Annotated in this window: 23 protein-coding genes and 1 tRNA gene; 10 read left to right on the forward strand and 14 right to left on the reverse strand. The window is 60.5% G+C overall.

Annotated elements, in window-relative coordinates; genetic code table 11:
- Positions 1 to 33: 33 nt before the first annotated feature.
- Entirely contained in the window at positions 34 to 1,647 is a 1,614-nt protein-coding gene (locus FHX09_RS14210) for a globin-coupled sensor protein (RefSeq protein WP_132588314.1), read from the reverse strand.
- A gap of 635 nt (positions 1,648 to 2,282) precedes the next feature.
- Here FHX09_RS14210 and FHX09_RS14215 point away from each other — a divergent pair.
- Positions 2,283 to 3,704 carry a glycosyltransferase family 39 protein gene (locus FHX09_RS14215; protein WP_132588313.1) on the forward strand — a complete coding sequence of 474 codons (1,422 nt, stop codon included), beginning with the start codon at positions 2,283 to 2,285 and terminating at the stop codon, positions 3,702 to 3,704.
- Between the two features lie 4 nt (positions 3,705 to 3,708).
- Here the strand turns inward: FHX09_RS14215 and FHX09_RS14220 are convergent, their stop codons facing one another.
- A complete protein-coding gene (locus FHX09_RS14220) occupies positions 3,709 to 4,014 on the reverse strand; it encodes a transcriptional regulator (protein WP_132588312.1) in 306 nt (101 codons plus the stop codon).
- A 34-nt stretch (positions 4,015 to 4,048) separates the two neighbouring features.
- Here FHX09_RS14220 and ybaL point away from each other — a divergent pair, with 34 nt between their 5' ends.
- From ybaL to FHX09_RS14255, 7 genes are all read left to right on the forward strand, one after another.
- Positions 4,049 to 5,866: a YbaL family putative K(+) efflux transporter gene (gene ybaL, locus FHX09_RS14225; protein WP_132588311.1), complete on the forward strand. Its 1,818-nt coding sequence runs from the start codon at positions 4,049 to 4,051 to the stop codon at positions 5,864 to 5,866.
- A 54-nt stretch (positions 5,867 to 5,920) separates the two neighbouring features.
- The gene (locus FHX09_RS14230) at positions 5,921 to 6,304 is read left to right on the forward strand and encodes a hypothetical protein (RefSeq protein ID WP_132588310.1); all 384 of its coding nucleotides are present in this window, start codon (positions 5,921 to 5,923) and stop codon (positions 6,302 to 6,304) included.
- Positions 6,305 to 6,396: 92 nt separating this feature from the next.
- A complete protein-coding gene (secD, locus tag FHX09_RS14235; RefSeq protein ID WP_132588309.1) occupies positions 6,397 to 8,952 on the forward strand; it encodes a protein translocase subunit SecD in 2,556 nt (851 codons plus the stop codon).
- 218 nt (positions 8,953 to 9,170) lie between these two features.
- The gene (locus FHX09_RS14240) at positions 9,171 to 10,793 is read left to right on the forward strand and encodes a VOC family protein (protein ID WP_183718848.1); all 1,623 of its coding nucleotides are present in this window, start codon (positions 9,171 to 9,173) and stop codon (positions 10,791 to 10,793) included.
- A gap of 669 nt (positions 10,794 to 11,462) precedes the next feature.
- Positions 11,463 to 12,380, forward strand: coding sequence for a glycosyltransferase family 2 protein (locus FHX09_RS14245; RefSeq protein WP_132588307.1), 918 nt, complete (start codon positions 11,463 to 11,465; stop codon positions 12,378 to 12,380).
- A gap of 68 nt (positions 12,381 to 12,448) precedes the next feature.
- A complete protein-coding gene (locus FHX09_RS14250) occupies positions 12,449 to 13,939 on the forward strand; it encodes a lipopolysaccharide biosynthesis protein (protein ID WP_007796503.1) in 1,491 nt (496 codons plus the stop codon).
- Between the two features lie 41 nt (positions 13,940 to 13,980).
- Positions 13,981 to 15,000: a polysaccharide pyruvyl transferase family protein gene (locus tag FHX09_RS14255; RefSeq protein WP_007796500.1), complete on the forward strand. Its 1,020-nt coding sequence runs from the start codon at positions 13,981 to 13,983 to the stop codon at positions 14,998 to 15,000.
- Positions 15,001 to 15,006: 6 nt separating this feature from the next.
- Here the strand turns inward: FHX09_RS14255 and FHX09_RS14260 are convergent, their stop codons facing one another.
- Both FHX09_RS14260 and FHX09_RS14265 read right to left on the reverse strand, forming a co-directional pair.
- The gene (locus FHX09_RS14260) at positions 15,007 to 15,903 is read right to left on the reverse strand and encodes a DMT family transporter (RefSeq protein WP_132588306.1); all 897 of its coding nucleotides are present in this window, start codon (positions 15,901 to 15,903) and stop codon (positions 15,007 to 15,009) included.
- A gap of 152 nt (positions 15,904 to 16,055) precedes the next feature.
- Positions 16,056 to 16,481, reverse strand: coding sequence for an OsmC family protein (locus FHX09_RS14265; RefSeq protein WP_132588305.1), 426 nt, complete (start codon positions 16,479 to 16,481; stop codon positions 16,056 to 16,058).
- Positions 16,482 to 16,718: 237 nt separating this feature from the next.
- Here FHX09_RS14265 and FHX09_RS14270 point away from each other — a divergent pair, with 237 nt between their 5' ends.
- The gene (locus tag FHX09_RS14270) at positions 16,719 to 16,925 is read left to right on the forward strand and encodes a hypothetical protein (RefSeq protein ID WP_132588304.1); all 207 of its coding nucleotides are present in this window, start codon (positions 16,719 to 16,721) and stop codon (positions 16,923 to 16,925) included.
- 135 nt (positions 16,926 to 17,060) lie between these two features.
- On the opposite strand, the gene FHX09_RS14275 is transcribed toward FHX09_RS14270, so the two are convergent.
- Positions 17,061 to 17,465 (reverse strand): hypothetical protein, encoded by a 405-nt coding sequence (locus FHX09_RS14275; RefSeq protein WP_007796487.1) that lies wholly within the window; start codon positions 17,463 to 17,465, stop codon positions 17,061 to 17,063.
- Positions 17,466 to 17,707: 242 nt separating this feature from the next.
- On the opposite strand from FHX09_RS14275, the gene FHX09_RS14280 reads away from it, so the two are divergent.
- Positions 17,708 to 17,941: a hypothetical protein gene (locus FHX09_RS14280; protein ID WP_132588302.1), complete on the forward strand. Its 234-nt coding sequence runs from the start codon at positions 17,708 to 17,710 to the stop codon at positions 17,939 to 17,941.
- A gap of 117 nt (positions 17,942 to 18,058) precedes the next feature.
- On the opposite strand, the gene FHX09_RS14285 is transcribed toward FHX09_RS14280, so the two are convergent.
- The 9 genes from FHX09_RS14285 to murA form a co-directional block, all read right to left on the reverse strand.
- Positions 18,059 to 18,134: transfer RNA gene (locus FHX09_RS14285), tRNA-Phe, on the reverse strand.
- A gap of 182 nt (positions 18,135 to 18,316) precedes the next feature.
- A complete protein-coding gene (yacG, locus tag FHX09_RS14290) occupies positions 18,317 to 18,526 on the reverse strand; it encodes a DNA gyrase inhibitor YacG (RefSeq protein ID WP_183718846.1) in 210 nt (69 codons plus the stop codon).
- A 19-nt stretch (positions 18,527 to 18,545) separates the two neighbouring features.
- Complete coding sequence (locus tag FHX09_RS14295; protein ID WP_007796473.1) at positions 18,546 to 19,166, reverse strand: Maf-like protein; 621 nt, start codon at positions 19,164 to 19,166, stop codon at positions 18,546 to 18,548.
- Between the two features lie 52 nt (positions 19,167 to 19,218).
- A complete protein-coding gene (infA, locus tag FHX09_RS14300; RefSeq protein WP_003545338.1) occupies positions 19,219 to 19,437 on the reverse strand; it encodes a translation initiation factor IF-1 in 219 nt (72 codons plus the stop codon).
- Positions 19,438 to 19,554: 117 nt separating this feature from the next.
- Positions 19,555 to 20,031 carry a low molecular weight phosphatase family protein gene (locus tag FHX09_RS14305; protein WP_132592453.1) on the reverse strand — a complete coding sequence of 159 codons (477 nt, stop codon included), beginning with the start codon at positions 20,029 to 20,031 and terminating at the stop codon, positions 19,555 to 19,557.
- 5 nt (positions 20,032 to 20,036) lie between these two features.
- Positions 20,037 to 20,510: a UPF0262 family protein gene (locus FHX09_RS14310; protein ID WP_007796467.1), complete on the reverse strand. Its 474-nt coding sequence runs from the start codon at positions 20,508 to 20,510 to the stop codon at positions 20,037 to 20,039.
- A 3-nt stretch (positions 20,511 to 20,513) separates the two neighbouring features.
- Positions 20,514 to 21,812: a histidinol dehydrogenase gene (gene hisD / locus FHX09_RS14315; protein ID WP_184450251.1), complete on the reverse strand. Its 1,299-nt coding sequence runs from the start codon at positions 21,810 to 21,812 to the stop codon at positions 20,514 to 20,516.
- Positions 21,813 to 21,848: 36 nt separating this feature from the next.
- Positions 21,849 to 22,286 carry a DUF2948 family protein gene (locus tag FHX09_RS14320; protein ID WP_007796456.1) on the reverse strand — a complete coding sequence of 146 codons (438 nt, stop codon included), beginning with the start codon at positions 22,284 to 22,286 and terminating at the stop codon, positions 21,849 to 21,851.
- Positions 22,287 to 22,401: 115 nt separating this feature from the next.
- Positions 22,402 to 23,694: a UDP-N-acetylglucosamine 1-carboxyvinyltransferase gene (murA, locus tag FHX09_RS14325; protein ID WP_132592457.1), complete on the reverse strand. Its 1,293-nt coding sequence runs from the start codon at positions 23,692 to 23,694 to the stop codon at positions 22,402 to 22,404.
- Between the last annotated feature and the right edge of the window lie 103 nt (positions 23,695 to 23,797).

Consider the following 23,797-nt stretch of genomic DNA (forward strand, 5'->3'; position numbering starts at 1 on the left):
AACGAATGCGAGCAGGGCTCATATACCGGTCTGTTAGTAAACAATCCGCCCTCCGACCGAGGCGACGGGCTGCACAAATCCGAAGTCCTCGTCGTCAGCCACGACATCGGCAGAGCGCCTGACATCGACGGCCGGGGATAACAGCGGTGCCGGGCGCGCGGGCTCGGCATTCTGCCGGGCAATGCGAAATTCGCGGATCGCCTGGCCAAGTTCGACGATGACGGTGTGCAGGTAGTCCGCACCGTTAGCGGAACGCGTTGCGCAAGCCGCGTTGTCGGTCATCTGCACGCCAAGGCCCTTCACGTTATCCGTCACGACATCGAGGCCAGCGGCGTGCTCGCTTGCCTGATTTGCGACCGCCGCAATCGCCGTGTTGATCTCACTGACCTGACGAACGATGCTACCGATCGAATCTTGAGTCCGTCCGACCATCTGGACGCCGGCATCCACCTGCGATTTGGTTGTGCTCACAAGGGTCTTGATCTCGCGCGCGGCGTCCGCCGAACGCTGCGCCAACGCGCGCACTTCTTGGGCCACGACAGCAAAGCCACGCCCAGAGTCGCCTGCACGGGCAGCTTCAATGCCGGCATTGAGCGCCAGGAGATTGGTCTGGAAGGCGATTTCGTCGATTGCACCGATAATCTGGCCGATTCTCTCGGCGGACTGTTCGATATCCGCCATAGCAGCAATTGCGCGTCCGACGACTTGGCCGCTTTCCTCGGCTGCCGCGCGTGTCGAAGCCGAAGCCTGCTCGGCGGCGCGACTGCCTGCGGCACCGTGGCGGACGCTTTCCGAGAGATCGGCAAGCGCGGCGGCAGAGAAGAGCAATTGCTGGGCATGAGCCGACGCATTGCCGGCGAATTGCTTCGACGCATCGCCGAGCGTCTGCACGGATGTTCCAGCAACCGCGGTCTTTTCGGCGATCGCCTGAAACTCGGACTGGACGGCATCGAGCGCGCCGTTGAGCGCCAGCGCGATGTCCTGGTGGGTGCCGTCTTCCTCGACGGTTGCTCGAACCGTGAGGTCACGGGCGGCAAGGCCATTGATCACATCGGCGAAAACGCGAGTGATTTCGGCTTTGTCACTGTTGCGCTGATCGGCGAGCGCGCGTTGCTGGGTCGCCCGCAGGGCATTGAAGCGCAGGGATACAGCAATCTCGACGTCTACGATCACGAGGCGAATGATTGCCGACATAAGGTCGGAAATTTCCTTGGCCCGGCGACGGCTGCTCGGCAGGAAGGAACGGCCGGCCAGCTCGGTCGCAAGGCCACCGATGACGTGCTCGAGAACGACGCCGTGGCCTGCGACATGCCAGCGCGGGTCGAGGCCCATCTTGCTTTCGGAATCGGACAGAACCTTCACGCGCTCGGCATAGAGACTGTCGAAGCGTGCATCCGTCAAAACATCCCAATGCGAGGACTGCAGGTCGTGGAGCCGCTCGACCTGGCGCTCACTTTCAAAATTGCGTGCAGCGTCGGGAAAGGACTGAAACCGCTGGAAAAGATCACGCAGTCCGGCGGTCAGGTGTTGCTGAAGATCGACGCGATGGCGCCGAACCAAATCGCAATGCTCGGCATCGAGACCGGCGAAGCGCAGTCGGTCACGCAAGCTGCCTGCCTGCGCGCCCCTAGCCTGATCTGATGGCATTTCCTGCCCCAACGCCTGTCCCCAACCACATGGCGGGCGCGAGCCCGTCATTAACCTGTCGCTCCGGCGGCAGCACTGCTGATTGGTGGCTTGCCTCCGGCGGGCTGCCGGCGGCCTGAAGCCTCCCGATCAGTAGATTCTGCTTCGGAGCTGCTTGATGAGATGGATTCCGGATCGACCGGTACGGCGGTGCGGCGTCATGCCTGGTGGGAACGAGTGAGTTTTCCCATTCCGACGTGTCATGCAATGTTTATGGTTAATTCCTTGCCTGAAGGTTAATGCGTATTTTATGAATGTCGACTTTCCAGCAGGCCCTAATAACCATCCACGAATTACTGGGCTTGCGTTGCATCGCTGCTACAAGTTCGACGCAAGCTTTGTGTTATACGCCCAGAAATAACCGTGACATGACGTCAGAAGGATTGGGCAATGATTGTTCTCGGATTGGGGTCGTGCTTCCTCGCACTTGCTGTTCTCGTAGCCGTTGCGGTGCTTGACCAGATCGAAGCGAGCCGCGGCCAGGTTGCCCTGCGCGTCCTTTGAATTTCCATAACCAGCCAGTACACGCGCCCGGCACGCCGGCGCGCTAAACTTCGCCTCTACCATTGTGTTTGCGTTCAGCGGAACTTCCGTTCATGTCTGCCAGACTTGGCCTCTTTATCATTCTTGGCGTGACGCTCTGGCGAGTGATCACCCTTCATTTCGACACAACCGATCTGTTCGTCGATGAGGCGCAATACTGGTTCTGGTCGCAGCATCTCGATTTCGGCTACTATTCTAAGCCGCCGATGATCGCCTGGGTCATTCGAGCGATGACGGAGCTCGCGGGATCGACCGCGATCTATTGGATCAGGGTGAGCGGACCGCTGATCCATATGGCGACCGCGATTATGCTGATGAAGACAGCCAAGCGCTTTGTCGGCTCTAAAATCGAAGGCTGGACCGGCGCCACCTTCATCACTGTGCCGGGCGTTGCGCTGTCGTCGGTGTTCTTTTCCACCGATGTTGTGCTTCTCTTCTTCCTGACCGCCGCGCTATGGGCCTATTTCGGCCTGACCGAGAAGCGCTCCGTAGGCCTCGCCCTTCTCATGGGATTTGCATTCGGCTGCGCCTTCCTATCGAAATATGCGATCCTCTTTGTCGTTCCCGGCGGGCTAATCGCGCTCATTCTGCTTCCAAGCGCGCGCATAGCCTGGCGTGATTTTTTCTTGTCCGTCATCGTTGCGCTTGCGGTCGCTACGCCGAACCTCTGGTGGAATCTTGCCCACGACGGCACGACCGTCCGTCACACCACGAACATCGCACATTGGAGCAAGCTTGGTATCGATGTCGCCGGCGGCCTCGAATTCTTCGCGGCGCAATTCGGCGTCGTCGGGCCAATCGTTTTCTTCGCGATGCTCTGGGCCGTCGCGCGCGCCTTCAAGGGCAAGAACAATGAGCGAGAAGCGCTGCTGATCTGGCTGTCAATCCCCGTCGTTCTGCTGATCACGCTTCAGGCGCTGGTGGCCAAGGCCTATGCCAATTGGGGCGTCACAGCCTACATCGCGGGAACGATCCTTGCCGTGTGGTTGCTTGACCGCCTCTGGCCGAAAGGCTTACGCCTTTCGCTTGCGATAAATGGTGCGGCCAGCTTCCTGTTTCCTCTGGCTGCGGTCTTTGCGCACCAGCTCGTTCTGCCGAACGGAAACGAGATCATGAAGCGCTATCTCGGTCGCAGCGCGATCAGCCGCGAGGCTGGTGAGCTGGCGCGGCGGTCAGCCATCCCAATCATCGTCAGCGATAACCGCGATCTCCTTGCAGACATGTTCCATACGCTGCGAAACGATCCCGTTCGCATCTACGCCAAGCCGCCTGCCGGCGCACCCGACAACTATTACGAGCAGGCCTTTGCCCTGCCGGGCGAAGTTGCGGACGGCGTCCTCTTCGTGACCACGCATCCGGTAGACTGCGCGCAAACGCCCGAACTAATCCAGAGCTGGCTGCCGGTGGAAGGCTACTATCGCGGGAAAACGATCTTCGCTTACGGGATTTCGCCGACCTGCCTCGCCGGCAAGTAGACCGTCATCTCGGGGCGGACAGGAGACCAAGACAGGTTCCCATCCCCTCGACCTCCACAAACACGACGCCGCCTTTTTCGAACGCGAGACGCAGCTGCGCCTCGGTTGCACGATGAATTTCGTGGTGTTTTCCTTCATAGTCACGGATGGTACTGCGCGACACGGCCGCATGCTCCGCGAGGTCGAGCTGCGTCCAGTCAAGCAATCCGCGAGCGGCCCGACACAATGCCGGGGTCAGAATTGTTTCCTTTGCGCCTTGACCCATGTTGCCAAACCACCCATATTGGTTGATATAGGTCATATATGTCATGTTTTAGACGGGATTTCCAGTTCGGGAGAAAGTGATGCCGCACGATACGCCTTTGATTTCGACGATCGTCGGAGGCCTCGTGCTTGCGTTCATCCTCGGCGCGCTTGCCAACAGACTCCGCATGCCCCCCTTGGTCGGATACCTCGTCGCCGGCGTGCTCGTCGGTCCGCATACGCCCGGTTACGTTGCCGATCAGAGCCTTGCGCCTGAACTCGCCGAGATTGGCGTCATCCTCCTCATGTTCGGCGTCGGGCTGCACTTCTCCCTCAAGGATCTCCTCTCCGTTCGCGGCATCGCGGTTCCCGGCGCCATCGTGCAGATTGGATTTGCCACGCTGCTCGGCTGGGGACTGGGCGCACTTATGGGATGGCCGACGGGAGGGAGTCTCGTCTTCGGGCTGGCCCTTTCCGTCGCTTCGACAGTCGTCCTCTTGAAGGCGCTGCAGGAGCGACGGCTGGTCGAGACCGATCGCGGCAAGATCGCGGTCGGTTGGCTGATCGTCGAGGACCTCGCAATGGTTCTGGCGCTCGTCCTTATTCCGGCGGCTGCCAGTATCGGCGGCGGGGAGCACGCGACGGCCGAGCCTCTTTCCGCCGCGCTCAGCCGGCTCTTCGGCCTCGATTTCGGCATCGGCGGCATCATTGTCATGACCCTGGTCAAAGTCGCGCTGTTTGTCGGGCTGATGCTGGTTTTCGGACGGCGTGTCATTCCCTGGACGATGCACCGCATCGCGCACACCGGATCCCGTGAACTCTTCCGCCTTGGCGTCCTTGCGATCGCTCTTGGCGTTGCCTTCGGCGCCTCCAAGATGTTCGGCGTATCGCTGGCTCTCGGCGCCTTTTTTGCAGGCATGGTTCTGGCCGAAAGCGAGCTTAGCCATCGCGCCGCGCAGGAAAGCCTGCCACTTCGCGACGCCTTCGCGGTTCTCTTCTTCGTCTCGGTCGGTATGTTGTTCGATCCAAACATCCTAATCGAGAAGCCGCTGCCGCTACTTGCCACCGTCTTCATCATCGTCATCGGCAAATCGATCGCCGCCTTCCTGATCGTCCTGCTGTTCCGCAAGCCCGTCGGCACGGCGCTGACGATTTCGGCGAGTCTCGGGCAGATCGGCGAATTCTCCTTCATCTTGGCAACCCTGGGCGTTTCCCTTGGCCTGCTGCCCGAGGAGGGACGCGACCTCATCCTCGCAGGCGCGATCATCTCGATCATCCTCAATCCGCTGCTCTTCTACGGCTGCGACCATCTGCGTCCCATGCTGGAGCGGACAAGGCGCGAAGAGCCTGTCGCCGAACAGACGGCAGAGAAGCTACCAGAACCGGCTGACGAGACCGCTGCAGAGGAGGACGAGATGCACCCGACGGCGCTTCGGGGGCATGCGATCCTTGTCGGCTATGGCCGTGTGGGCAATATCGTTGGCCAAAACCTGAAATCGTCCGGGACGCCTTTCCTCGTGATCGAGGACTCCGACAAGCGCATCGGTGAACTGCGGGACCAGGGAATGGAAGCAATCAGCGGCAATGCGGTGTCGCGTGAGGTGCTCGACCTTGCCAATATCGCCGGCGCCCGCAGTCTCGTCATCGCCATCCCCAATGCCTTCGAAGCCTGCGGCATCGCCGAGCAGGGCCGCGCCATCAACCCTTCCATCCTGATCGTCGCACGCGCGCATTCGGACGCCGAGGTCGACGAGCTGAAGGAATATGGTGCAGACACCGTCATCATGGGCGAACGGGAAATCGCCATGGGCATGGTTGACCGGCTCGCCCAAGTGCATCATGACAGTGTGCGCTATGAAGACGAAGCCGAGACTGCTACAATTGTAGCTGAGGAAGCGCCTTCTCCCGATAAAGAATGAGAGACTTTTGCGCCGTTGAGCCGGTACGAGGTTGAAAATCCCAACGATTACGAGATGAGGCTCGACGCGCGCCGCATAGGCAGCCGCGTTGCAATTTCTCTCGTCGTTGCCATTTTCGCCTATCTCGGTCTGCTGCTCGGCGGCAACCTCGTCATCGGTTCGACGCGCGGCCCGAATTCAGTTTCTTCGTCCAGCAAGGACAGCCAGCCGCCACAGGTAAGTGCGCGAGACGTTGTTCGCGGCATCTTAACCGCCGAGCGCAAGGCGGCCCCCAAATATATTCCTTTTGACTCCGGCAACGCGGCAGTAAGCGCAGCGCCTGGAATCGCGCTCCTCTCAACCGGGGAGCCCACATATCCCGTCGCCTTCCACCCGCAGCTTCGTGCTGCCGACGGCAAGGCTTACGATTCGCACGGCCCGCCAGCGGCCGCGGCATAAATGCACGCCAATCCGGCGCTTTCCATTGCTTTAAAGACACGCCACCTGCGCGAGGAGCGCAGGCTCAAGCGTTATCAAGGATAAACAACAACATGCGTAATTCACCATGGCTGGTGTTCACCTATTCGGTGATCATTTTCCTCGGCATTCTCATCGCTTTGCCGAACGCACTGCCGCAGTCGACGCTCGACCGCTTGCCTTCGTGGTTGCCACACAACCGAGTTTCGCTCGGTCTCGACCTTCGCGGTGGCTCGCACCTTGTTCTCGAAGTCGACGAAGCGGACCTGACCCGTGAGCGTCTGCAATCGCTCCTGCAGGACGCCCGTCGCGTGCTTCGTGAGAAGAATATCCAGACGAAGTCGATCGTTCGCAACCAGAACCAGATCGTCGTCACGTTGACCGATCCGGCCCAGAGCGACGAAGCCGTCACGCAGCTGAAGACCCTCGGCAACGCGATTGCCACCGGCCTCAGCGCCGGCCAGTCCGATCTCTCGGTGACGACAAATGGCGGTAGCATCATCGTCGCCTTCTCGCCGGCCGGCATCGCCAGCAACGTCGATTCTGCGGTCCAGCAGAGCCTTGAAGTCATTCGGCAGCGCGTCGACCAAGTGGGCGTTGCAGAACCGACGATCCAGCGTATCGGCGGAAACCGCGTGCTGGTGCAGCTTCCTGGCGCACAGGATCCGTCCCGTCTTCGCCAGCTTCTCGGCTCGACGGCGAAGATGTCCTTCCACATGCTCGCCCCGAACAACCAGCCTGGACCGGGCGTGACGATGCTGAAGGACGAGGAGGGCAACAGCTATCAAGTTCTCGATCGCGTCGAGATCTCCGGCGACCGCCTCTCGGATGCCCGCGTCAGCTTCGATCCAAACACGCATGAGCCGGTCGTCAGCTTCCGCTTCGACAGCGCCGGCGCAACCCGCTTCGCAGACATCACCCGCCAGAACGTCGGCAATCCCTTCGCCATCGTTCTCGACGACAAGGTTCTGAGCGCACCTGTCATCCGTGAACCGATCACCGGCGGCTCCGGTCAAATCTCCGGCAACTTCTCGGCTGACAGCGCAACCACGCTTGCCGCCATGCTGCGCGCCGGTGCGCTGCCTGCCAAACTCACCGTCATCGAGGAACGCACCGTCGGTGCCGACCTTGGTGCGGACGCTATCCGCATGGGTATCTACTCCGGCATCGTCGGCTTTGCGCTGGTCGCAGCCTTCATCTTCATCCTGTATGGCACCTGGGGCTTCCTCGCGAACTTCGCGCTGCTCATCCACACCATCTTGACCTTCTCTGCGCTCACGCTTGTCGGAGCGACGTTGACGCTGCCCGGTATCGCCGGTGTCGTCCTCGGTATCGGTCTTGCGGTTGACGCGAACGTTCTCATCAACGAGCGCATCCGCGAAGAAACGCGCAAGGGCAAGAGCGCCTTCGCCGCGATCGACACCGGCTTCCGCCGCGCCTATTCGACCATTATCGACGGCAACATGACGGCGCTGATCGCAGCGGCGATCCTGTTCTGGTTCGGCACTGGTCCGGTCCGCGGCTTTGCCGTGACCATGGCGCTTGGCCTCATCATCTCGATGTTCACGTCAGTCGCGTTCGTTCGGGTGACGATGATCGAGATCACGCGCCGTCGTAAGCTGAAGGTTCTGAACATCAGGCCCCTGATACCGATGATGTTCAACCCTTACGGTCGCCACATCCAGTTCATGAAGGCTCGCTTTTTCGGCGTGACGGTCTCGGCGCTTCTGTCGATTGCCTCGGTCATTCTCTTCATCCATCCCGGCCTCAACTACGGCGTCGACTTCCGCGGCGGCATCCAGATGTCTGTGAAGACGCAGGAGGCCAGTGATCTCGGTCGCTTCCGCGAGGGCTTGAACAGCCTCGGCCTCGGCGAAGTCTCGCTCCAATCCTACGGCGACAACAACACCATGGCGGTGCGCGCGCAGAGGCAGGATGGCGGTGAAGAAGCCCAGACAGCAGCCGTCGAGAAGCTGAAGGCCGAGATCATCAAGATCGACCCGTCGGCAACCGTGACCGGCACAGACGTCATCGGTCCGAAGGTCAGCGGCGAGCTGGCCTGGGCCGGCATCCTGTCGGTCGTCATCGCCAGCCTGGCGATGCTGTTCTACATCTGGTGGCGCTTCGAATGGCCATTCGCTGTGGGCGCCATCGTCACGCTGATCCTCGACGTGACCAAAGCGATCGGCTTCTTTGCGCTGACCGGCCTCGACTTCAACCTGACCGCTATCGCCGCCATCCTGACGCTGGTTGGCTATTCGGTGAACGACAAGGTCGTGGTCTATGACCGCATGCGCGAAAACATGCGGCTCTACAAGTCGATGCCGCTGCGCGAGCTGATCGACCGGTCGATCAATGAGACGCTGGCACGAAGCCTCTACACCAACGCGACGGCGTTCCTGGCCCTGCTGCCGATGGCGATCTGGGGCGGCAGCGCGGTCGAAAGCTTCGCTGTTCCGATGGTCTTCGGCATTCTTGTTGCCGGTGCTTCGTCGGTCTTCATCGCAGCGCCGATCCTGCTTTTCCTCGGCGACTGGCGCCGTCGCCACGGCAAGGCTGTCGCTGCGACAGACACCGCGGCGGAGATCATCCCCCCGGAAGAAGGCCAGCCGCGCAAGACCGTTGGCTAAATACCGTGCTGAAGTGAAACGAAATGAGGGCGCCGGTTGCAAAGCCGGCGCCCTCAGCGCGCCAAGAGTCTCGGTGCAAGCGCCTACATGAACAAGCCGCCGACCCTCCAGCGATTCCCCGAGGTTCTGGACGCACTGGACAGTTTGGATTTGCAGCCGCGTGGAGATAGCCTAATTCTTTAGGCGGAACCTTCAAGGCAAACTCCAATTATGACGCCATGACGTTTATAATCGCACTGATTCTGGCGTTTACATCGCCCTCCAAGCCATCCGGACTGTGCTCAATGGTATCTGGCATTCATCACGTGACCCTTATCACCCGAAAGGTCCAGGCAAACGTGGATTTCTACGCGGGATTTCTCGGCATGCGGCTGGTCAAGCAGACAGCCGGTTTCGAAGACGCCACACAACTTCATCTCTTTTACGGAGACGCCAAAGGCAGTCCCGGTTCGCTGGTGACCTTCCTGGTATGGGAAGACGGATCACCCGGGCGCGTCGGCCACAGCCAGATCGGTGAACTGTCGCTTGCCATCGACCCAGCCAGCATCGGTTATTGGCTGACCCGCTGTATGAGTTTCGGGCTTCGCTCGCAAGGTCCGGCCGATGAGTTTGGTGAACCGGTCCTGCGCCTGAAGGATCCCGACAACATCATCGTCAAGCTCGCAGGAGCCCGCGATCTGAAATCTTCGGCCGTTTGGGATGGCGCGGGCGTGCCGGTGGAGCACGCCGTTCAGCGCGTGCGCGGCGTTACCATGCTGACGGAAACGCCGGCCGAAAGCCGCGACTTCGTGGAGCGCCATTTCGGCTACCGTTTCCAGGCCAACCGCGGCAACATCGATCGGCTTGTGTCAGAATCGGGCGATATCGTCGACATCCGCAATGCGCAGGGCTTCTGGTCCGGCGCTCCGGGTCCTGGGACTGCCGACCACGTCGCGTTCCGTGCCACCAGCGAAGAGCAACTTCACAAAGTGCATGATGCCTTGAAGGAGAGCGGCGCGTCGGCGACGAACCTGCACGATCGCAAATACTTCGAATCGCTCTATGCCCGCGAGCCGGGCGGAACGCTGATCGAACTGGCGACCGACAAGCCCGGCATGACGGTTGACGAGCCGCAGGCCACGCTTGGCACCAAGCTTTTCGTTCCCAAGGACCCGATCACCGATCTCAAGGATCTGAAGGTCGTGCTTCCGCAGTTTTCGATGCCCGGCGAGCCCCGTATCAATTATCGCGATCTGCCCTTCGTCCACCGCTTCTATACGCCGCCAGACCCCGACGGCAGTGTCTTCGTCCTGTTGCACGGCTCGGGCGGCAACGAGACGACACTGATGCCCCTGCTGCACGAGGCGGCCCCGCGAGCCACACTGCTTGGCGTGCGCGGACGGGCGACCGAGGAGGGCATTCCGCGCTGGTATAAGCGCATCACGCCGTTCTCCTTCGACCAGGACGACATCAAGAGCGAAGCCGAAGCCTTCGCCGCCTTCATCGAGGGCGCCGTGTCATCATATGGCCTAGATCCGAAGAAGATCGTCTATGTCGGCTATTCCAATGGTGCGAACTTGCTCAACTCGCTTCTCTATCTGCATCCGAATCTGGTACACAAAGCGGTTCTGTTGCGCTCCATGCCGGTCCTGAAGACGTTTCCGCACGCCGATCTCAAGGGTACGGATCTTCTGGTCATCAGCGGCAAGACGGATGCTTACGGCAAGTATGCCAGCGAGCTCGAAGCGCGACTGAAGCAATCGGGAGCGACCGTCGATTCGGACGTCATCTCCGGCGGACACGACCTCGGCGACGCAGACATTCCGATCATCCAGAAATGGCTGTCACAGCAGAGCAACTAACATGGACAGGCTCGCAGCGCCGGCACGCCGTCTCAGGCGCGGCGAGCCCTTTCCTCAGGTACGTCGCGCGCGGAACCGCCGGCAATTCCGCCCTCTCGCATTGTCCGGAATGCAACGACTGAAAGAAAGCGCGAGCAAGCCTCCGTCAATTCTCGCTGAACGATCGCGAACAAATATCTCTGGTTCCCGACGGTTGCACTTTTCTGCTTCGTGCCGCGTTTGAACGGTGATCGCGGCGCACCGGCGCATTTCGGTTATTTGTAATTCAGGAAAAATCTGACGCTCGTTTCTCCAGGGATCTAGAGCCGCTCGCATCATCTATTGCGAGACACATATGGAAAAGTATTTGTTAAATTAAACTAAGAATTTTATACAATAAATGTCGCTTCAATTACACAACAAAACTCTATTCTCACCCTATGTATATTATTTTTCATACAATTATGAGTTTTTGAGAATTATTGCGACTTGCAATATCCACCGATTTTAAGATTTATCTTTTACATCTATATTTAGATTATCTTATTCTCTACAGACGGCAAGAAATTACCACATTCGTCTGCGAACTGCTCCATCTGTTCTATTTTGCTGCAGCGCAAAATGCTCCTTGCCGAAGCGGGGTCCCAGCCCTATCCTCGCTTCGACATCGATCGCAGAAGGGGAAATTGAATGCCTCCTCGACCCGTGGACATCAGCCTGATCATCTCGTCGAGAAATCGAGCCTATGGACTGACGAACTGCCTGGATGCCGTTTCTGTTGCCACCCGCCAGGCAGACTATCTGAGACTTGAACTCGTCTTCGTGGATAATGGATCCACGGACGAGACGTCGGAAGTCGTGCGCCGGTGGGCGTCGACCGCTCCAATCAAGACCAACTTGATCTATGAAGCGAAGCCGGGCCTTGCTGTCGCCCGCAACACGGGCCTGAACGCCGCGAGAGGCCGCATCCTCGCCTTTACCGACGACGATTGCGAGATCTTCCCCGACTATTTCAGCACGCTTGCGGCGCTTTTCAGCTCGGATACGGAGATGGTCATGCGCGGCGGGCGGATCGAGCTTGGCGATACACGCGACCTGCCGGTGACGATCAAGCCTGAAATGGAACCTGCGGTACTGACCAGCGACCTGCATGCCGGCGGCTTCGTTCATGGCGCCAACATGGCGTTTCCCTATGCGCTGGTCGAGAAGATCGGCCTCTTCGATACTCGCTTCGGGGCCGGGTCGCCGTTCCGCTCCGGCGAGGACACCGATTATGTGCACCGAGCCTTCAATGCCGGTGTGCGTGTCGAATATCTGCCGGATTTTGCCGTCAAACACTTCCATGGGCGTCGCGAGCTCGCGGACATCAAGCGCCTCCAAACCGGCTATGCCTTCGGCAACGGAGCGCTATACGCCAAATATCTCTTCGATCGCCGCTCAAACATGCGCGGCATGCTGCGCTGGGAAATCCGCCAGGCGGTCATGGAAGCCATGGGGCGCCGAAAACCCAACGAGGAACTTGGCCTGACTTACCGCAGCCAGCTTCGTGACAACCTTACCGGCATGCTCGCCTACTGGCGGGCTCCAAAGGCAAAGCAGCCCGCCTGAGGCGCTCTCCTCGCCGCCAGCAGAATCAACGCGCGAACCTTCGCGAGCCAAATTCGATTGGATAATGCATGGCCGATACGGCAATTGCCCACGCCGAGCTTAAGAAGAAAACCGCGCTCTCCGTCCTGTGGTCGGTCATCCGCGTGGCCTGGAGCACGATCGCAACCTTTGTGATCTTCGTCATCCTTGCGCGCATTCTCGGCCCCGGCGACTTCGGTACCTTTGCGCTTGCAAGTCTGTTCGTGGAAATCGGCCGCGTGCTTGCCTATGCGGGCCTCGGCGATGCCGTCACGCGCCAGCTCGATCTCGACGAGGAGCTAGCCGACACGGCCTTCTGGGCGACGATCGCATTCAGCGGCATCGTTGCTTCGCTGGTGTTCTTCTTTGCGCCCTACTACGGCGATCTAGTGCGCGACCCGTCGGTATCAGGCATCCTTCGCTGGCTCGCGCCGCTGCTTCCGATTTCCTCTCTGGCGGTTATCCACAATGCCCGCCTCGCCCGTGAATTCGGCCACAAGAGCCTCGCCGGTCAGGCGATCGCCGCCAGCCTGCTCTCCGGCGTCACCGCCGTCGTCTGCGCCTTTCTCGGCTGGGGTGTCTGGGCGCTGGTCGCGCAGACCGCGGTCAACGCCGCCGTGACCGTCCTGCTTGGGTGGTTCTACTATCCCTGGATGCCGAAGTTCCGCTTCAACGTCTCGATGTTCCGCTCCGTCTTCCTCTTCAGCATCAGCCTCGTCGTCACCCAGCTGATGTGGATGCTGCTTGCCCGCGTGCAGGATATCTTCATTTCGCGCTGGTTCGGCCCGGTTGAAGTCGGCCGCTATCGCATTGCCTGGCGGCTGATCGAGCTGATCGGCCAGGCGGTGCTTGCGCCGATCGGCAGCGTATCGCTCGTCACGCTGTCGCGCCTGCAGAACGATCACACCGCCTTCCGCAGCGCCTATAACAAGATCGTCGGCGCAGCGGCGCTCGGAACCATCCCGCTGTTGCTCGGCTTCGGCGCTCTGTCGAACGACATGATCGCCCTGCTCTTCGGCGACAAGTGGGGCAATGCGGGTGATATCGCCACCGTGCTCGTGCTGATGTCGGTTCCCTTCGTCATGAACTTCTTTGCCTCGTCGGCGCTTTCTGCGGTCAACCGGGCGGAATCGATCCTTTCCGTCGCAGCCCTACAGCTGGTGACGACGCTGATCCTCACCTGGCTGCTCGTCCCCTATGGCGTTGTCGCTGTTGCGGCGGGCTACACATTGCGTGCCTGGCTGACGATGCCCTATCAGCAATATGTGCTGGCGCGATACGCGCATATCGACGCAAAGAGCACGCTGAAGGCCGTCGCCCTGCCCTTCTGCGGCGCGGCGCTCATGGCCGTCTGCGTCTGGTTTGCGCATCCCGTCATCCTGGCGCACGTTCACAACCGCTGGCTGGCGCTCGGCCTTAGCATCGGTCTCGGCGGAGCGATTTACCTTGCCTTCCTGCCGATCTTCGGCCGCTCGGTCATCCGCCCCTACATCGCGCTTGCCATGTCCCTCAACCCATTCCGCAAACAGGCCGAAGCATAGCCGCTTGCATGGACCTCTTGTCCGTAAACAAGGAGCATTTAATGGAATCCAATATTACGATCATCAACCGCCTTCAGGGCGTGATCGCCAATTGCCTTTCCGATCTCTTTGATCCGTCGGAGCGTTTTGCGCTTCTCGACTTTCCGAATCATTACAACATCGGCGACAGCGCCATCTGGCTCGGTGAACTTGCCTATTTCGACCGCAAACGCACGCGGCCAACCTATGTGACCGAAATCCCGACCTACGACGAAGGCCGGATGCTTGGCGCAATCGGTAGCGGCCGCATCTTTCTCCACGGTGGCGGCAATTTCGGCGACATCTGGGCCGGCTACCGCCAGTTCCGCGAAGGTCTGCTCAACAAGCACAAGGGCCGACCGATCGTGCAGATGCCGCAGACCATCCACTTCAAGGAGCAGGCCAACATCGACAGCACTGCGCGGGCGATCGAGCGCCACGGCCAGTTCACGCTTCTCGTCCGCGACCAGCGAAGCCTGGAATTCGCCCAGCGCTGGTTCCCATGCGAAACACGCCTTTGCCCTGATATGGCTTTCTGCATCGGTCCGGTCACTCGCCCGGCGCCGCAGCATGAGCTGCTGCTCAATCTCCGTGAAGACCAGGAGGTCGGCGCCGCACAAGACCTGACCGCTGCAACATTGCGTCCGGGCACGGTGAAATCGGACTGGCCCGATGAGCCTGCCGATTTCCAGCGCCAGACAAAGCATGCCGCAATCTTGAAGGGGCTGCTGACCGGTCGTATCGGCGGTCGCGCGCGGATGACCGAGCTTGCCTATCGCGAGCGGGCGCAACAGCGCTTCGACCGCGGCGTGGCCCTGCTGAGCTCCGCGCGCCAAGTCATCACCGACCGCATGCACGGCCATATCATGTGCGTGCTTCTGGGTGCCGACCATTGCGTTCTCGACAATAGCTACGGCAAGACGAGCAGCTTCATCGAGGCGTGGGGTACCTGCAACAGCGACAAGGCAGAGCTTGCCTCGACGGTCGACGAGGCGCTTGCCATTCTCGATGCGCGTCGGGTCGCCCCGGCCGCGGTCGCCTGATTGAAATCAGCCTCGCCGGGCAACCAAAATCCCGGCGAGCACCACAATGCCGCCGATCGCCTGCATTGGGCCGATCGGCTCGCTGAGCAGCACCCAGGCGAGGATCGCCGCCACGACCGGCTGCAGCAGCAGTGTCAGCGAGGAGAAAGCTGCGGGAAGATAGGCAAGCGCGTAAGCGATGGCCATCTGCCCGCCGGCATGACTGACGAAGGCGAGACCGAAGACGATCGCCCAACCATAGGCCGTCGGCGGCAGCATATGGCCTTCGTAGAAGAAGCCTAACGGAAAGATGCAGACAGCGGCCGATGCGGTGCTCCAGAGCATGATCCGGACCGTATCGAAGCGGCTGCGGAGCTTGCCGATCGCCAGGATGTAACCCGCATAGAACACGGCGGCGATCACCGCCACGCCATCGCCGCGCAGATCGCCATTGCCAAGCGCTGCGGGGCCGCCCTTTAGGATAACCACGCCGGCCAGCGCCAACATGAGGCCGAGAACGAAGACGCGGGTAACGACTGCGCCGAAAAACAGAAAGCCGATCACCGTGACGAAGACGGGGGCAAGATTGGCGAGCAGCGTTGCGTTGGCGACCGATGTCATGGTGATGGAGAGGTGCCAGGCGGCAAGATCCATGGCAAGGACGACGCCAGGCAGGATCAGCAGGGCATAATCCGACAGCTTTTCTGGCTTCGGCCCGGCATCCTTGCCCTTGGCAAGCGAGAAGATGAAGATCGTGATCAGGGCCAGCGCCACCCGCCAGAAGGCCGTTGCCATCGGCCCGACTTCCGACAGCCGCACGAAGATCGGCGAGCCGCCGATCGCCGCACCGCCGAGGATCAGGGCGGCAAGGGCAAACCGGTTGGATGCGGGGGTTTCAGCGATACTGGCAGCGGCTTGCGACACATGTCTCTCGAATGCTTTCTAACCGCCTCAAGACTGGCGGCGAGCAAGGGACCTATCAGAAGCTGTGGCGAGCGGATAGCCGAGGAACGGCAAGGGCAGACAAACGCGCAATCTTAAATGCCTGCCGATGCGAATTTGCAGCACCGTACAAGTCAGCCTGAGATGACGGTCGAGAATTCAGGCGTCCCGCCGATGGTGTTGCTGACCGTACAGATCTCTTCCGCCGCATGCGCGATCTTCACGCGCGTTTCCTCATCGAGGTCGCCCTTGATCGAGAACGCGACGTTGAATGTCTGGACGCGCGACGGACCCTCGCTCGCCTTCTCGCCGGTGACGTCGGCCGTAATCTCGGTGATCCGGTCGAGAAGGCCCATCTGGCTCGCAGCGATGCGCGCGCTCAGCACAAGGCAGGCCGACAGCGACGCATAGAGGAGATCCAGCGGATTGAAGCCCGGTTGCGACGCGCCGGTAACGATATCGAGCTCACCCTTGGTGGCCGAGGTGATATGCGGAAAACCGGTACGACCAAGAACGGCGGTTGCGCCAACGGGACGGGGACGGGCCTTGAGGTCGGCCATGGGGAAATCCTTTGGTGATGATAGCCCGTTCTAGATAGGCATTTTGAATGGCCGCAACAACGCGCTTCTGGTCTGGCGGCGCGAGGAAAACAGACCGTCCCAAGTGATTCGGCCGGCTCCAATCTGCCCGCTCGTCAACCTCAGTTTCCCATCCCGATTTCTGAGGATAGCCCCGCGTCAGCTTCAAAGAGCAATATAAGGGTGCACTAAAACAGAAACGACTCATTGGAGTTATCCATGCGAGCACTTGCGGCTGTTCCTGTTGCACCCAGCGTGATCATCGATGCCGAGCCCTTCGGTTATGTCAGAAAGGTCTACGTCGACGACGAGCCCTGCTGGGGCTTGTTCGACTCAGATGGCGACGTGATCTTCGTCGGCGATGCGCCCAGCGATTGCCACAGTTATGCGGCCAAGGAACAGATCCGCATACAGATCATCCACTGAAACTCTGCGCGATGTCCGCGCAACGGTGACGCGGGCGAGCGACACGAAGACGACAGCGCACCCAGCACGGAAATCTGCGCTAACAGACCGTCCGGCAAGGCGATCACGCCCTGCCAAACGTTGCATTGGGCGGTATCAGCGGTAAGACGGCGCCGATGGTGTGACGACCACCTTCCCGTTGGAGAAAATGATGAAGGCGAAAAGCAGTACGCCGACAAGGGTGATAATCGACGCTAGAGCGACAAGCGGCTCCATGGCCGTATTGCCCTGAAGCATGAGGTAGAGCGCCGGCACCATCAGGGCGATGCCAGCCGTATACACGTAGTACTGGATCATGGCGATGCGCTTCTCGGCCTTCTGGGGATTGAGCGCATGGTAACCGCCAAAGATCGCCATGGTCACCCACCCCAGGAGATTACAGTGCGCATGCGCGCCGATGACGCTATGATCCTGTGAAATCGCCATGTTCAGACCCATGACGATGCCGACGATCAGAAATATCACTGCAGTCTTAAAGTATAGCTGCGAGATGCGTGGCATAGAGTACCCCCTCCGTTTGCGTCGATAGTATTATCATTGCTCAATAGAATTGAGAACGGCCGGCCTTCGAAGATTTAACCTTCGACAAACTATCATGTTACCATCCGGCAACTCCAACCGCGGAGCGGTATTGCCGGTTCGTTGCGGAGGCAGCACAGCCTCTGAACGGTAGCGCATTTTTAAGCACTTCCTTAAACTCATCTCGAATATACTGCCTTGTCGGCACATTCGCGGAGAGCGAGATGAGAGACATCTACAAACCCTTCGTCGCCAGCGACGACCCCGATCGGGACATCCGCTGCCAGGACGCGCTGCAGTTCGCCTTCCGCGACTTCGTCGCCGCATCGGTCGAAGCGGGCTGGAGCGAGCACGAAGCGCTCGAAGCCATCATCACGCTTGCGGACGACGGCCTCAGGCGGATCGGCGCCAATGACGACACGCAGACGCTGCTGGATGTGCTGCGACGGATGGCTTAAGCATCAATCAACACAAATTCTGTACGATGGTTATCGTGTCGCTCGGCTAAACGACGCGTCGGCGAAAAAGATGCCCTGCGATCGATCTGAAGCTAGTTTGGTACGAGTCTGAAAAAGTGGTGCCCAGAGCCGGAATCGAACCAGCGACACGCGGATTTTCAATCCGCTGCTCTACCAACTGAGCTATCTGGGCCAACCCGCTTCGCAGATGTTCCTTCCTGAGAAAGAACCGAGGACCTTGGTTCGCCCCGGAAGCGAGCGGGGTTATAGCATCTTGTCCGGACATGGCAAGCGCCAAATGACAGTTTTTTGAGAAGCCTTTGAATTTTCCAGATTCATCAACGAATTTAAGGGCTTCGCCCGTGGAAAACGAGCCTATTCCTCATCTTCGTAATCGGCCTTCGCCTCGTCGTCGGCAACGGGGATGGCATAAGAGCCGGAGAGCCAGCGCGAAAGATCGACTTCGCGGCAGCGGTTCGAGCAAAAGGGATAGTGTTCGCGGTGGGATGGCTTGCCGCATTCCGGGCAAGGGTGTGTCTTGCGCAGCGGTTCGACCTTGGCGGCTGTTTTCTTTTCGTCAGGCATGGAGCGGTCCCTTCGAGGATCAGCCCTCGGGCCACCGGCTATGCACGTCAAAGCCTTCACCGGTCAGCAGAAGGATGGTTTCATAAAGCGGCAGACCGACGACATTGGAATAGGAACCGACCATCTTCTGCACAAAAGTCCCGGCCAGCCCCTGGATGCCGTAGGCGCCCGCCTTACCGCGCCATTGACCGGAGGCGAGATAGTTCTCGATCTCGAAACCGGAAAGGCGCTTGAAGCGAACCTTGGTCTCGACGATCTTCTGGCGGATCTTGCGGTCTGGCGTCACCAGGCAGACGCCGGTATAGACCCAGTGGCTGCGGCCGGAAAGCAGATACAGCGCAGCCGATGCCTCGTCCGCGAATTCGGCCTTTCCAAGGATACGGCGGCCGACGGCGACGACGGTATCGGCGGACAGAATGTAGCTGCCCTTCCAGGTCATGTCGCCCTTGATGGCGGCAAGTGCTGCCTCTGCCTTTTCCGTCGACAGGCGCCGCGCCAGCGAGCGCGGGTGTTCCGACTTCTTCGGCGTCTCGTCGATATCCATCGGCATCAGGCGCGAGGGCTCGATCCCTGCCTGATTGAGCAGATCGACACGGCGGGGCGAGCCGGAAGCCAGAATGAGCTTGTATTTCAGCGCCATGGAACCTCGACCACCGGAAGACGGGAGCTAAAGCTTTCGAGCCTTGAACGGCCTACTTGAAGCGGTAGGTGATGCGGCCCTTAGTCAGGTCGTAGGGAGTCATTTCGACGAGAACCTTGTCGCCTGCCAGAACGCGGATACGGTTCTTGCGCATGCGGCCGGCCGTGTGGGCGATGATCTCGTGTTCGTTTTCGAGCTTCACGCGGAACGTCGCGTTCGGCAGAAGCTCGGTCACGATACCCGGAAATTCGAGGACTTCTTCTTTAGGCATATAGCGGTTTTCTTCCTGTCGGTTGAGATGACGGCGGTAGCCGCCCCAAATTTGCGCGGAAACTACACAATCAACGGGGGTTTGTGAACCTAATTGATCGCGTTTCCGTCATTTGTTTCACGCCGATTGCGCGGCGATGGTGTTTCTTCTAACCAGCCGGCTCTCGATCAGTTCGGTCAGATGATCACGGACCTCCCGGTAGCTATCCAGAATCTGCTCTCGTGTGCCCTGAACGACAGTCGGATCCATGGTCGGCCAATAGACGACTTCGATGGCATTTGACCGGGTCAGCTCCAGCGCTGCATGGTGCGCTGGAGGCGAGAGCGAGATGATCAGGTCGAAGTAGTCGTCCTCGAGCTCCTCCAGCGTGTGTGGATGATGCCGGCCGAGAGAAAGACCGATCTCCTCCAGTACGACGTCGACGAAGGGATCGCGCTCCCCAGCACGGACGCCCGCGGACCTGATATAGACATTCGCCGGCAACATGCTACGGGCGATCACCTCGGCCATGGGAGAGCGGATGGCATTCATTCCACACATGAACAGGATGGCGCCCGGCCGTGCCCCCTCGCCTGCCCCGACCGCCGGTTCCATCGCCGTCAGCCGCGCCAGTAGAGCACGCAGACCAGCGTGAACAGCCGGCGGGCCGTATCAAAATCGACCTCGATCTTGCCGTTCAAGCGATCCTTCAACGTCTGCGAGCCCTCGTTGTGAATGCCGCGCCGGCCCATGTCGATCGCCTCGATGCGGCTTGGAGAGGCCGAGCGGATTGCCTCGTAGTAGCTTTCGCAGATCAGGAAATAATCCTTCACGATGCGGCGAAACGGGGTCAGCGACAGGATGTGGGTCGCGACGGCACCTCCGTCCTCCGTCGTGATCGCGAAAACCAGCTTGGAATCGACCAGCGAGATATTCAGCCGGTACGGACCGCCGGAATGACCGATGGGCGTGAAGCTGTTTTCCTCGACAAGATCGAAAATGGCGACCGCGCGCTCGTGCTCGACGTCGGGCGTCGCTCGGCCGATGGTGTCGTCAAGGACGACGTCGCAAAGCCGGAAGTCGCCCGCTGCCATCTCTCACTTTTCCAGATTGAGGCGGATCGCAACCGATCGCGCATGCGCGTCCAGCCCTTCGGACACGGCGAGCGCGATGGCAGCAGGACCGAGCGTGCGCAGTTGCTCGCCACCAAGCCGCAGGATCGAAGTGCGCTTGACGAAATCGAGCACGGAAAGACCGGAGGAAAACCGGGCCGAACGGGCCGTCGGCAGAACGTGGTTCGAGCCGCCGACATAGTCGCCGATGACTTCAGGCGTATGTGCGCCGAGGAAGATCGCGCCGGCATTGCGGATACGAGGCAACAGTGCATCCGGATCGGCAACGGCAAGTTCTAGGTGTTCGGGCGCGATCCGGTTTGCCAACGCAATAGCGTCCTCCAGGGACTTCACGAGAATGATCGCGCCAAAGTCCCGCCAGCTTGCGGCAGCGGTCTCGGCGCGATTGAGCGTCTTCAGCTGCCGCTCGACGGCTGCTTCCACCAACTTCGCGAACTCGGCATCATCCGTCGCGAGGATCGCCTGCGCGCTCGCATCATGCTCGGCCTGCGCAAGCAGATCGGCGGCGATCCAGTCCGGATTGTTGTCCTTGTCGGCGATAACAAGCACTTCCGAGGGACCGGCGATCATGTCGATACCGACAGTGCCGAAGACCTGCCGCTTGGCGGCGGCAACATAGGCATTGCCGGGGCCGGTAATCTTGGCAACGGGCGCGATGGTCTCGGTGCCATAGGCAAGTGCCGCGATGGCCTGCGCGCCTCCGACCCGGTAGATTTCGGTGACGCCCGCGAGCTTGGCGGCTGCAAGCACGGCCGGGTTGACGGCACCTCCTGTTGCAGGAACGGCAATGACGATGCGATCGACGCCGGCGACCTTCGCCGGCACGGCATTCATCAGCACCGAACTCGGATAGCTCGCGGTGCCGCCCGGGACATAAAGGCCGACCGCCTCGATCGCGGTCCATCGGGAACCGAGGCCGACGCCAATGTCGTCCTCGTAGATATCGTCCTTCGGCAGCTGCCGGCGGTGATGCGATTCGATACGCAGGGCCGCAACCTTCAGCGCGCCGAGAACCTCGGCCGTAACCGCTTCGACAGCCGCGTCGATCTCGGCTTCGGTCACGCGCATCGGCGTTACGGCAAAATCGATCCCGTCGAACTTCTTCGAATATTCGGCAAGCGCCACGTCGCCGCGGGCCCTGACATCATCGATGATGGCGCGGACTGCCGTGTTCACGTCCTCGGAGACTTCGCGCTTGGTCGTCAGGAAGGCGGCAAACCGTTGCTCGAAGCCTTCCGATGCCTGATCCAGCCAGATTGTCAATGCGATATTCCTCTTTGATAACAGACGAACCAGATCTCAAGCGCCGGGATGACGCGGCTTGGATGCGGTTTCCCACGCCCCGCCGATATCCGCAAGCTGAACCTCGATGCATTCGACATCCAGCGCAATCGTTGCCGCGCCTGACAGCGCCAGCTCGACCGTGCCTTCCGGCCCCTCGCCTTTCTGCTCGAAGCGGATGGCAAGCAGCGACAGGACTTCGTCGCGGTCCTCGCGGTCAATGCCGGTCGAACGCACCGCAAGCACGCGCTTGAAGACGACAGCCGCGCGGCGGCGTTCGAAACCCTTGCGCTTCTTGCCGGCTTCCTCCCACACGAAGCGGTTGACCGCAGCCGAGAACTGACCCTCGCGCGGCGACCAGGCGATATCGGCGACCTTGAAGACGCTATCCTGCAAATGCGCGGAGACGACGGCAAGATCCTCGCTATCAAGTGCAACGAGCCTCAGATCAGTCATTCAGGCAAAACCCCATCGCCAATGCATCGCCGGAATGGCGATGCGTCTGACAACGGACATAAGGCGCGGCAACGCAATGCGCAACCGGGACAAAGGGTGAGTGACGCCCTTTTAGCTACTCGCTGACGCGCTCGACGATGGCGCCGCAGCGGGTGAGCTTTTCTTCCAGGCGCTCGAAGCCGCGATCGAGGTGGTAGACGCGGGAAACCATCGTCTCGCCTTCAGCGGCAAGGCCGGCAATCACGAGCGAAACGGAAGCGCGCAGATCGGTCGCCATGACGGGCGCACCCTTCAGCCGCGGCACGCCCTCGATCTTCGCCGTCTGACCCGACAGCGAGATCTTCGCGCCGAGACGCGCCAGTTCCTGCACGTGCATGAAGCGGTTTTCGAAGATTGTCTCGGTGACATGCGAGATGCCGGTCGAGCGCGTCATCAGCGCCATGAACTGCGCCTGCAGGTCGGTCGGGAAGCCCGGGAACGGATCGGTGACGATATCGACCGGCTTGATGCCGGCACCATTGCGGCGGATGCGCATGCCGTTGTTGGTCGGCGAAATCTCAGCGCCGGCGCGGCGGAGCGTTTCCAGTGCCGTGTCGAGGAGCGCGGCATCCGTGTTCTCGAGCGTGACATCGCCGCCGGTCATCGCAACCGCCATGGCGTAGGTGCCGGTCTCGATGCGATCCGGCAGGACGCGGTGGCGCGCGCCGGAGAGCGAAGTGACGCCTTCGATCGTGATCGCGCTCGTGCCGGCGCCCGTGATCTTGGCGCCCATGGCGTTCAGGCAGTTGGCGAGATCGACGACCTCAGGCTCGCGGGCAGCGTTGCCAATCACCGTTGTGCCGCGGGCAAGCGTCGCTGCCATCATCATCACGTGCGTCGCGCCGACCGAGACCTTCGGGAAGGTGTAGCGTGCGCCGATCAGGCCACCCTTCGGTGCGGTCGCGTTGATGTAGCCGCTGTCGATCTCGAGGTTCGCGCCCAGCGCCGCAAGGCCATCGAGGAACAGATCGACGGGGCGCGTGCCGATGGCGCAGCCACCCGGCAACGAGACGCGGCACTGGCCTTCGCGCGCCAGAAGCGGGCCGATGACCCAGAAGGAAGCGCGCATCTTGGATACCAGCTCGTAGGGAGCGGTGGTATCGACGATGGTGCGGCAGGTAAAGTGAATGGTGCGCGAGTAGGCGTCTTCCTGGCGCTCGCGGCGGCCGTTGACGGCAACGTCGACGCCGTGATTGCCGAGGATGCGCATCAGAAGCTCGACATCAGCCAGATGCGGCACGTTCTCAAGCGTCAGTGTATCGCTGGTAAGCAGCGAGGCGATCATCAGCGGCAGGGCGGCATTCTTGGCGCCGGAAATCGGAATGATGCCGTTAAGCTCATTACCGCCGACAATTCTAATACGATCCATGTGCGCTTACGGGCGATGCCCGCCTTTCTGAAAGGCTGTCTGTAAAAAGATGCGGGTGTTTAGACGAAATTAGCGGGGGCTTCAATTCGCCGTGAACGGAACA

Origin of the sequence: Rhizobium sp. BK538, from assembly GCF_014197575.1 — a bacterium.
Lineage (GTDB): Bacteria > Pseudomonadota > Alphaproteobacteria > Rhizobiales > Rhizobiaceae > Rhizobium.

What these genes read in the sequence shown, in the direction of transcription:
- FHX09_RS14280 (WP_132588302.1), top strand. Translation starts at nt 17,708, where the DNA reads ATGAGAGACATCTACAAACCCTTCGTCGCCAGCGACGACCCCGATCGG.
- FHX09_RS14295 (WP_007796473.1), bottom strand. Translation starts at nt 19,166, where the DNA reads ATGGCGCTGAAATACAAGCTCATTCTGGCTTCCGGCTCGCCCCGCCGT.
- FHX09_RS14270 (WP_132588304.1), top strand. Translation starts at nt 16,719, where the DNA reads ATGCGAGCACTTGCGGCTGTTCCTGTTGCACCCAGCGTGATCATCGAT.
- FHX09_RS14220 (WP_132588312.1), bottom strand. Translation starts at nt 4,014, where the DNA reads ATGACATATATGACCTATATCAACCAATATGGGTGGTTTGGCAACATG.
- FHX09_RS14210 (WP_132588314.1), bottom strand. Translation starts at nt 1,647, where the DNA reads ATGCCATCAGATCAGGCTAGGGGCGCGCAGGCAGGCAGCTTGCGTGAC.
- FHX09_RS14255 (WP_007796500.1), top strand. Translation starts at nt 13,981, where the DNA reads ATGGAATCCAATATTACGATCATCAACCGCCTTCAGGGCGTGATCGCC.
- FHX09_RS14230 (WP_132588310.1), top strand. Translation starts at nt 5,921, where the DNA reads ATGAGGCTCGACGCGCGCCGCATAGGCAGCCGCGTTGCAATTTCTCTC.
- FHX09_RS14320 (WP_007796456.1), bottom strand. Translation starts at nt 22,286, where the DNA reads ATGACTGATCTGAGGCTCGTTGCACTTGATAGCGAGGATCTTGCCGTC.
- FHX09_RS14305 (WP_132592453.1), bottom strand. Translation starts at nt 20,031, where the DNA reads ATGGAACCGGCGGTCGGGGCAGGCGAGGGGGCACGGCCGGGCGCCATC.
- FHX09_RS14245 (WP_132588307.1), top strand. Translation starts at nt 11,463, where the DNA reads ATGCCTCCTCGACCCGTGGACATCAGCCTGATCATCTCGTCGAGAAAT.
- infA (WP_003545338.1), bottom strand. Translation starts at nt 19,437, where the DNA reads ATGCCTAAAGAAGAAGTCCTCGAATTTCCGGGTATCGTGACCGAGCTT.
- FHX09_RS14265 (WP_132588305.1), bottom strand. Translation starts at nt 16,481, where the DNA reads ATGGCCGACCTCAAGGCCCGTCCCCGTCCCGTTGGCGCAACCGCCGTT.
- murA (WP_132592457.1), bottom strand. Translation starts at nt 23,694, where the DNA reads ATGGATCGTATTAGAATTGTCGGCGGTAATGAGCTTAACGGCATCATT.
- FHX09_RS14275 (WP_007796487.1), bottom strand. Translation starts at nt 17,465, where the DNA reads ATGCCACGCATCTCGCAGCTATACTTTAAGACTGCAGTGATATTTCTG.
- FHX09_RS14310 (WP_007796467.1), bottom strand. Translation starts at nt 20,510, where the DNA reads ATGGCAGCGGGCGACTTCCGGCTTTGCGACGTCGTCCTTGACGACACC.
- yacG (WP_183718846.1), bottom strand. Translation starts at nt 18,526, where the DNA reads ATGCCTGACGAAAAGAAAACAGCCGCCAAGGTCGAACCGCTGCGCAAG.
- secD (WP_132588309.1), top strand. Translation starts at nt 6,397, where the DNA reads ATGCGTAATTCACCATGGCTGGTGTTCACCTATTCGGTGATCATTTTC.
- FHX09_RS14215 (WP_132588313.1), top strand. Translation starts at nt 2,283, where the DNA reads ATGTCTGCCAGACTTGGCCTCTTTATCATTCTTGGCGTGACGCTCTGG.
- ybaL (WP_132588311.1), top strand. Translation starts at nt 4,049, where the DNA reads ATGCCGCACGATACGCCTTTGATTTCGACGATCGTCGGAGGCCTCGTG.
- FHX09_RS14240 (WP_183718848.1), top strand. Translation starts at nt 9,171, where the DNA reads ATGACGTTTATAATCGCACTGATTCTGGCGTTTACATCGCCCTCCAAG.
- FHX09_RS14250 (WP_007796503.1), top strand. Translation starts at nt 12,449, where the DNA reads ATGGCCGATACGGCAATTGCCCACGCCGAGCTTAAGAAGAAAACCGCG.